Here is an 8,543-nt window from a genome sequence, read left to right on the forward strand (position 1 = left end):
GCGCCCCCCTGACCAACGAGATGGTGGCCGGCAAACTCGACTTCGGCGCCATGGCCGACTTCCCCGGCGCGTTCAACGGCGTGGCGTTCGAAACGGCGGGCAAGCACAGCCTGTTCATCAGCGTGCTGTCGGGCAGTATCAAGGGCAGCGGCAACGGCATCGTGGTGCCAAGCGCATCGGGCGTGCAGTCGCTGGCAGAGCTCAAGGGCAAGACCATTTCCGTGCCGTTCGCTTCCACCGCCCACGGCATGCTGCTGCGCGCCGTCGCGGCCCAGGGCTGGGACCCGCTCAAGGACGTGAACATCATCGCCCAGCCGCCGGAAGTCGCCGGCTCCGCGTTGCAGGCCGGCAAGATCGATGCTCACGCTGACTTCGTGCCCTTCGCCGAACTGTTCCCCAGCCGCGGTTTCGCGCGCAAGATTTATGACGGCGCCCAGGCCAACGCGCCGACCTTCCACGGTGCGCTGGTCGATCAGGCCTATGCGAAGAAGTACCCGGAAATCGTCGTCGCTTACCTGCGGGCGAGTATCGAAGCCAACCAGTTGCTGACGGCTGAACCGGAGAAATACAGCGAGTTGATCGCCAAGGTCACCGGGGTCGATGCCGAGGTCAATTACCTGTTCCATGGCCCTCTCGGTGTGCAGACCCGCGACCTGAGCTGGAAGCCGGAATATCGCCAGGCCGTCGGCACCGCCATTGATACCCTCAAGTTGTTGAAGAAGGCCGATCGCGGTCTCGATCTCAACACCTTCATCGACGACCAATACATCCGCGCCGCCTTCAAGGCCTCGAACCTGGACTACAGCGCGCAACTGGCCAATTACGACCAGACACCGCTCAAAGCCGTCGATGCCTCCAGCGGCAAAGCCATCACCGACTTCAGCCACGTGGCGGAAATCTGGGTGCGCGGTGAGCCGAAAGTCCGCCAGTACGCCTCGGCGCAAGCGGCGTTTACCGCGCTGGCCGGGCTCAAGCAGGAAGGCAAGAGCATCCGCGCGGTGTACGCCCAGGCCAGCGACAGCGGGATCAAGCTGCTGGCGGATCAGGCGTGGTTTGCCACCGATGGGAAAGGGCAGCTGAGTGCGTTCCTGCTCAAAGGCCAGGCCCAACAGTTCGCCACGGCCCAGGGCGGCAAGGTCTTTGACTTCACTGATGCCACTGCGCAGGCCGTGGCCGTTCGCTAACAGCCGAAACACCACAGCCCCCTGTAGGAGCGAGCTTGCTCGCGAAGGCGGTGGGTCAGTCGACATCAATGTTGAACGTGAAACCGCTATCGCGAGCAGGCTCACTCCTACAAGGTTTGGGTCGAGAGGAGGATTTGTGTACCGATCATATTCACGCTGGATTCCCAGAGCCGCATCCTTGCTGCTCTGCCTCGTATTCTGGCAACTCGCCGCCAGCCACCACTGGAACCTCGGCCTGGTGACCTTCGCCAATGTCCCGACACCCGTGGCGGTCATTGAAGCCGCCCTCGGCCTAGGCGACTCGGGCAAGCTCGCGCAGCACCTGGGCAGCAGCCTCGGCCGGGTGTTCGCCGGTTACTTCGCGGCGCTGATCATCGGCGTGGCCCTGGGCCTGGCCATCGGCCGCTCGAAATGGGCCGAAGATCTGTTGCTGCCACCCCTGGAAGTACTGCGCCCGATCCCGGCCGTGGCGTGGATTCCCCTGGCAATCCTGATGTTTCCCTCCTCGGAACTGTCGATGGTGTTCATCACTTTCACCGGCGCACTGTTCCCGATCCTGCTCAACACCGTGCACGGCGTCGAAGGCGTCGACCCACGGCTGATCGCCTCGGCAAAAAGCCTCGGGGCAGGGCGCCGGGCAATCCTGCTGGAGGTCGTTCTTCCGGGGGCTGCGCCCAGCATCATCACCGGCCTGGCCATCGGCATGGGCACCTCGTGGTTCTGCCTGGTGACGGCGGAAATGATCTCCGGCCAATTCGGCATCGGCTATTACACCTGGGAGTCTTACACCATCCAGAACTACGCCGACATCGTGGTCGGCATGTTGCTGATCGGCGTGCTCGGGATGGGCAGCAGCCTGTTGATCAAACGTCTGGGCGGGTTGTTCACGCCCTGGCATCGACCACGAGGAAAAGCCTGATGAGCGTTTTTCAACATCTGGAAGGGCGTATCGATATTCGTGGGCTGTCGATCAACCTGGGCGAGGGCGACACTGCCTTCGARGCAGTGCAAGGCCTCGATTGCCAGATCGAGCCGGGGCAGTTCGTGTGCATTCTCGGGCCGTCCGGTTGCGGCAAGTCCACCTTGCTCGGCGCGCTGGCCGGTCACCTGCAACCGCGCACCGGCACGCTCAACGTCGATGGCGCAGCAGTCTCCGGTCCATCGCCCCAGCGCGGCATGGTGTTCCAGCAGCACACCCTGTTTCCGTGGCGCACTGTGCGCGACAACGTGGCGTTCGGCTTGAAAATGCGAGGCGTCGGCAAGGTCGAACGGCACAAGGCGGCGGATGAAATCCTCGCACTGGTGGGCCTCGAAGGTTTTGCCGGGTGTTGGCCCGACCAGCTCTCCGGGGGCATGCAGCAACGGGTGGAAATTGCCCGGGTGCTGGTCAACCGTCCGCGCCTGTTGCTGATGGACGAGCCCTTCGGTGCCCTCGATGCCCTGACCCGATTGAACATGCAGGAACTGCTGCTGGACATCTGGACGCGCATCCGCACCACCGTGGTCTTTGTCACCCATGACATCGACGAAGCGCTGTTCCTCGCCGATCGCTTGCTGGTCATGAGCTCGCGCCCCGGGCGGATCATCGAAGACCTGCGCCTGGAATTCCCCCGGCCGCGCAGCACGGAGCTGATGACCCGCCCTGAATTCTCGCATCTCAAGCGCCATTGCCTCGAACTCCTGCGACACGAAGACGGTCGGCAACTGCCGCGCCTGAACCCGCTCGGACTTCCCCCTGAAAACAAACTGCCGCGATTTGCCCTATGACCTCACTATTCGATGTAACCGATAACGACGACATTCTTGCCCTGCAACCGCGCCTGACCGACGAGGATGCCGGTGTACGCCGGATCGCACTGATCGAACTGGCCGATCTCGAGGAGCCGGACGGCCTGCTGTGGTTGATCAATCGACTGGCCGAAGACCCGATTGCAGACGTTCGCGCCGAAGCCGCGCGGTTGCTGGAAGCCTGGGAGGACGCGCCGGTGGTCGAGGCGTTGTGCCAGGCGCTGACGGATCCATCCCCGGTAGTGCAGGTGGCCGCTGCGCAAAGCCTCAGCCTGCTCAAGAGTGAAGCGGCGGGCCGGGTCATTCTGCCGTGGACCGGGCACGCCGACAGCGGCGTACGCATTGCCGCGTTCCGGGCGTTGCGCGAGTTGCGTTGCCCCGAAGCCGCCGATGCGGCTGCCCGGGCACTGGACGATGCAAGCGCCAGCGTGCGCCGCGAGGCGGTGGGCGTACTCGGCTGGCTCAAGCAACTCGATGCCTTGCCGGCACTGGCGCGGCTGGCCAGCGATGACCCGGACACCGAGGTGCGGCGTGCCGCCACCGGGGCGCTGGGCCTGGCGTCTGACGCACAGGTGCTGCCGGCCCTGCGCCAGGCCTTGCGGGACGCTGCCTGGCAAGTCCGCGAAGAAGCCGCCACCACCCTGGGCAAGGTCGGCCACCTCGACGCCGGCCCGGCCCTGATCGACGCCCTGGGCGACGATTACTGGCAAGTGCGTCTGCGCGCCACCCGCAGCCTCGGTCGCTTGCGTTTTGTACCTGCATTCGAAGCGCTGATCGACACCCTCGGCCACCGCATCAGCAACCTGCGCAAGGAAGCCGCGTTGGCCCTCGGCGAATTGAACGACCCACGGGCCATTGCGGCATTGCAGGGCGCACAAGACGACGGCGACCCTGAAGTGCGCAAGGCCGTGCGCATCGCCTTGAGTCAACTGCAATGAACCCGCTGGCGATTGGCAACTCCCGCAGCAAACAGCAGTTGCGACTGAACTGGCCGGATGGTCGTGAACAGGTGTTCGAACACGCCGAATTGCGTCGCCAGTGCCCGTGCTCGCAGTGCCGGGCGTTTCGGTTGCGGGGGATGGCGCCGTTGGTGGATGCGCGGGTTCAGGTGATCGAGTTGCACTCCCAGGGTTATGGCCTGCAACTGGTGTTCAGCGACGGGCATGAGCGGGGGATTTATCCGTGGGCTTATCTTGCCGGGCTTACCGACTGAATCGATTTCCATTCCTCATCGGGAGCTGTCGCGGTCTGCGGCAGCTCCCCCGTGTGCGCTTCCAGTTGCTTATGTTGCGAATACAGGTTCAGTAACGGCTCGGATAAACGCATCGTCCACAGTCTTTACGCCATACCGATGCATGAACTCACTACCATTGGCAAAGCGATTGAAGCGTTGCTGGCTAATCATGTAAAAATAATCACAGTGGTTAATTACTTCATCAACATTATGCGAGGAAACCAGAATGGCGGTGCCCTCCCTGGCGGCGCCGTGAAGGCATTGCCAAATATAGCGGCGAAACTCTGGATCTACACCGGCAGTAGGTTCGTCGAGAATCACGAAATCTGCAGACATTGAAAGAAGAGAGAGCGTAAAGAACCAGCGTGTCTCTCCGTAGCTGCACAGCGATGATTTTTTGTTCCATATGTCTTGGTATCGGTTAACTATCGCAGGGCTCCACGCACTTAGTTTTTCTAAGGTTGTTTCTTGTGTCATGGGCTCGCTTGATGACAGTGCAGTCACCATTTTAAAAATGTCACGCATGCGCAATGGTGGGGGGGTGGAGATGATTTGAGAAAGGTATAAAAAGTGACTGAAGTCGTTTTTTATGAAGCCGGACTTTGCTTTTTTAAGGTCGCAGACGATATCGAAAAAAGTTGTTTTTCCAGATCCGTTGGGCCCCAGAATGCCGACAATGTTACCTTGAGCAACCTCAAGAGATGCCTGGGTCAAGAGGGGGTTGTCTGTATAGGAGAAATCGATGCTCTGCGCCGTGAATTTTTTCATCAGTATCGGCTCCATACGGGATTGATTCTCAGGTGCTTGAACGTTCTGTGCAGTACTGAAATAAATAAAAGAATTATTGCTGTCGTGATGAGTTTGTTGGATTCAAGACCTTGTTCCATTATCTGGCTTGCAAGTGTCAGTGGGTTTGCGAGGTTCAAAGTGTCGGTGATGGGGTTTGATCTGCTGGCACTCATTACGCCGAGAATCAGCATGCAGAACGAAAAAATGGAAAGCAAAGTGTTCGAGTTCTGAAAGTTGATCGGTAACAATGAAAATGCAGCCCCGAAAGTGCAAAACATGATAAAGCAGATGTAAAAGCGTAGTGCGATATTCAGTAGTTCATGGAGGTTGTAGTTTTCAAATGGGAATTTGGTCGTTAAGTAAAAGGCTGTGCAGTAAGATATTGATATTAGCGAGTAGGCAGTGAAGTGCGATAAGAGAAAAATCAGTTTTGATTCCCTGGAGTAAATAAATGATCGGGTGAACCCGCTTTCCCTTCTTCCGATTATGTAAAAGGCGAATCCAAATAATGCGACACTAGAAGAGATATAAGCATAAAACCATGCTGAAATCGTAATGTAATTGCTCGAGAAATAGTTGGGGTCTTGCCTGGTTGTTGCAAAAAAATAGAACATCGCACAAGGTGATATCAAGATCCAGAAAAAGGCAATGGGTTCTTTTAGTTGTTCTTTTATGAATATGGATGCCAGGGAAGAAACTCTGGGTATAATATTTTTGGTCATTGGGTGGCGATTCTCCATGTTTATTGTTTTTCATTTTGCTTTTGTTTTGGGGCGCCACTTGGTGTTAAGTGGTGTTGCAAGGATTAGTTGATTTTGCTGTTGGATGCAAGCGAGAGAACTTTGTGTTGTAGGGGGATTCCTGCATGTTTTTAAGATGCGTCCTGCATGATGTTAGGAATCTTAGTGGCTTGGTTTTGTTTTGGTGTGGATAGTTTTTAGCGTGGAACTGTGGAATTCCTTTTTGAATCTGTATTTTAGTTTTCGGCAAGCAGAAATGATCTTGCTATGTTGAGTAGAATATTTCTGTAAGAATAAATGTGCGGTTTGTACTTTTTTTATGGATTTTTATTTTCTTGAGAGGCTAATTTTTTAGAAAGGCGACGAACGGTAGGCCTTATTTTTTGATCGTCCGTTTTGTTCGAGTACGGAGCGCTGGACGTTACGTTTGAACCGGCTTCCTGTAGGAGCTGCCGCAGGCTGCGATCTTTTTGCTCTGGTCTCAAGAGATCGCAGCCTCGTTTCACTCGACAGCTCCTACAAGTCCTTGCCAGGAAAAAGCCGAAAGAGTACAAATGTACTCCATGACGACTCTGACTCCCCGCCGTACCGCCATCCTGACCTTTATCCGCGATCGCATCGCCGAGCACGGTCAGCCTCCGAGCCTCGCTGAAATCAGCGAGGCGTTCGGTTTCGCCTCCCGCAGCGTCGCGCGCAAGCATGTGCTGGCGCTGACCGAAGCCGGGTTTATCGAGGTCAACCCGCATCAGGCCCGGGGCATTCGCCTGCTCGGGCAGCCGCCGCGTCCCGAATTGCTGGACATCCCGGTGCTTGGCCGAGTGGCGGCCGGTGCGCCGATTGGGGCCGATGCGGAAGTCCATAGCCGCTTGCTGCTCGATCCGTCGATCTTCTCGCGGGTGCCGGACTACATGTTGCGGGTGCGGGGTGACTCGATGATCGAGGACGGCATCCTCGACGGCGATCTGGTGGGCGTGCACCGCAGCCCCGAGGCCGTTAATGGCCAGATCGTCGTGGCGCGGCTCGACGGCGAAGTCACCATCAAGCGCTTCGAGCGGGTCGGCGATGTGGTTCGCCTGCTGCCGCGCAACCCGGCCTACCAGCCGATCATTGTCGAAGCCGACCGGGACCTGGCCATCGAAGGCGTGTTCTGTGGCCTGGTGAGGCAAGGCTGATGGGTGCCGTCGTTGCGCTGGATACGCTGTTCAATGGCGGCCAGGTCTGGAAGGGCCGGCCTGCGCCACCGGCTGCCAGCCCGCAACCCACCGGGCATGCTGCGCTGGACGCCGCGTTGCCCAGCGGTGGCTGGCCGGAGGCGGCACTGACGGAAATCCTGTTGGCCGGGCAGGGCGTGGGCGAGTTGCAACTGGTGTGGCCGACACTGGCACGGCTGTCGGCGGCGGGCGAGCGCATCGTGCTGGTGGCGCCGCCTTGTGTGCCGTACCCCCAGGCGTGGCAGGGCGCCGGAGTGGATCTGCGTCAGTTGTCGATCATCCAGGCCAGCGAGCGCGATGCGCTGTGGGCCGCGGAACAATGCCTGCGCTCGGGCAGTTGCGGCGCGGTGCTGTGCTGGCCGCACAAGGCCGATGACCGCGCCTTGCGCCGCTTGCAGGTGGCGGCGGAAACCGGCCAGACCCTGGCCTTCGCCTATCGTCCCCTCGGTGAAGCGATCAACCCTTCGCCGGCGGCCCTGCGCATTGCCATCGATGCCCGACCGGCACAACTGCGCGTGCTCAAGTGCCGCGGCGGCCTGGCCCGTTCGGCGCCGATTGCCTTCGCCGTGGGGCATTGAGGTTGCCATGCGCTGGGTCTGCATTGTTTTCCCGCAATTGGCGCTGGACGCGGTACTGCGTCAGCGCGCCGATCCCGATGAACCCCTGGCGTTGCTGACCGGCCCGGCCCAGCGCCGGGTGCTGCAGGCCGTCAACAGTGCGGCGCGGGCGCTGGGTTTGCGTCCCGGCCAGTCCATGAGCGCGGCACAGGCCTTGAGCAAAGGCTTTGTCACGGCCGAATACGACGCCTCTGAAATCGAACACTGGCAGCAGTTCCTCGCCGCCTGGGCCTATCGCTTCAGTTCCCAGGTCAGCGTGCATTACCCCCGGGCCCTGGTGTTCGAGATCGAATCCAGCCTCGGCTTGTTCGGTGCCTGGCCGCAATTCGAAGCGCTTTTGCGCCGTGAGCTCGACGAGCTGGGGTTTCGGCACCGCATCGTGGCCGCGCCCAACCCGGTGGCGGCGCGGGTGCTGGCCAATGCCTATGACGGTCTGGTGGTTCCGGACGATCAAGCCTTGCAGCATCACCTGGGGCAAATGCCCGTCGACCGGATCGGCCTCGAAGCCTCGGTCGCCACGGCCTTGTCGCGCATGGGCTTGCGCATCTTGAGCCAGGTGCAGGCGCTGCCCAGGCATAGCCTGGCCCGGCGTTTCGAGGCCCAGGTGCTCAAGCATCTGGATGCCCTGTTGGGGTTGCGGCGGCTGGCGTTGACGTTTTACCTGCCGCCGGACCGCTTCGATGTGCGTATCGAACTCAATTTCGATGTGCAGTCCCATCAAGCCTTGCTGTTTCCGTTGCGCCGATTGACCGGCGACTTGTCGGCGTTCCTCTGCGGTCGTGACAGCGGCGTACAGCGTTTCGACCTGCACCTGGAGCACGCCGGGTTGCCGGATACGCTCATCAAGGTCGGCCTGCTCAGCGCCGAGCGCGATCCGGCGATGCTCTTCGAACTGGCCCGGGGGTAATGCACGCTGACCTGGGAACTGAAGCGATAGGCCCAGGCGGCGAGGAACTGCTGCCAGTGTTCGATTTCAGAGG

At 59.9% G+C, this 8,543-nt stretch carries 8 protein-coding genes and 1 pseudogene; 8 read left to right on the forward strand and 1 reads right to left on the reverse strand.

Features of this window, described 5'->3' with window-relative positions:
• The 5 genes from AC1DVH_RS22645 to AC1DVH_RS22665 form a co-directional block, all read left to right on the forward strand.
• Positions 1-1,184: ABC transporter substrate-binding protein (locus AC1DVH_RS22645; protein WP_477755699.1), on the forward strand; the 1,184-nt coding region annotated here is incomplete at its 5' end.
• A gap of 136 nt (positions 1,185-1,320) precedes the next feature.
• Positions 1,321-2,103 carry an ABC transporter permease gene (locus tag AC1DVH_RS22650; RefSeq protein ID WP_477755700.1) on the forward strand — a complete coding sequence of 261 codons (783 nt, stop codon included), beginning with the start codon at positions 1,321-1,323 and terminating at the stop codon, positions 2,101-2,103.
• Complete coding sequence (locus AC1DVH_RS22655) at positions 2,103-2,951, forward strand: ABC transporter ATP-binding protein (RefSeq protein WP_477755701.1); 849 nt, start codon at positions 2,103-2,105, stop codon at positions 2,949-2,951. The genes AC1DVH_RS22650 and AC1DVH_RS22655 overlap by 1 nt, the downstream gene beginning before the upstream one ends.
• Positions 2,948-3,910, forward strand: coding sequence for a HEAT repeat domain-containing protein (locus tag AC1DVH_RS22660; RefSeq protein WP_477755702.1), 963 nt, complete (start codon positions 2,948-2,950; stop codon positions 3,908-3,910). The genes AC1DVH_RS22655 and AC1DVH_RS22660 overlap by 4 nt, the downstream gene beginning before the upstream one ends.
• Positions 3,907-4,185 carry a DUF971 domain-containing protein gene (locus AC1DVH_RS22665; protein WP_477755703.1) on the forward strand — a complete coding sequence of 93 codons (279 nt, stop codon included), beginning with the start codon at positions 3,907-3,909 and terminating at the stop codon, positions 4,183-4,185. Before AC1DVH_RS22660 ends, AC1DVH_RS22665 begins: the two co-directional genes overlap by 4 nt.
• A gap of 69 nt (positions 4,186-4,254) precedes the next feature.
• Here AC1DVH_RS22665 and AC1DVH_RS22670 read toward each other — a convergent pair whose 3' ends face one another.
• Positions 4,255-4,974 carry an AAA family ATPase gene (locus AC1DVH_RS22670; protein ID WP_477755704.1) on the reverse strand — a complete coding sequence of 240 codons (720 nt, stop codon included), beginning with the start codon at positions 4,972-4,974 and terminating at the stop codon, positions 4,255-4,257.
• Between the two features lie 1,315 nt (positions 4,975-6,289).
• On the opposite strand from AC1DVH_RS22670, the gene lexA reads away from it, so the two are divergent.
• The 3 genes and pseudogenes from lexA to AC1DVH_RS22685 all read left to right on the forward strand — a co-directional run.
• Complete coding sequence (lexA, locus tag AC1DVH_RS22675; RefSeq protein ID WP_347906995.1) at positions 6,290-6,907, forward strand: transcriptional repressor LexA; 618 nt, start codon at positions 6,290-6,292, stop codon at positions 6,905-6,907.
• Entirely contained in the window at positions 6,907-7,524 is a 618-nt protein-coding gene (gene imuA, locus AC1DVH_RS22680; RefSeq protein WP_223462842.1) for a translesion DNA synthesis-associated protein ImuA, read from the forward strand. Before lexA ends, imuA begins: the two co-directional genes overlap by 1 nt.
• A gap of 7 nt (positions 7,525-7,531) precedes the next feature.
• Positions 7,532-8,467 (forward strand): annotated as a pseudogene (locus tag AC1DVH_RS22685) (Y-family DNA polymerase); the annotation flags it as partial.
• Positions 8,468-8,543: the final 76 nt, after the last annotated feature.

The sequence above is a fragment of the Pseudomonas sp. P4_C3 genome, assembly GCF_056402075.1.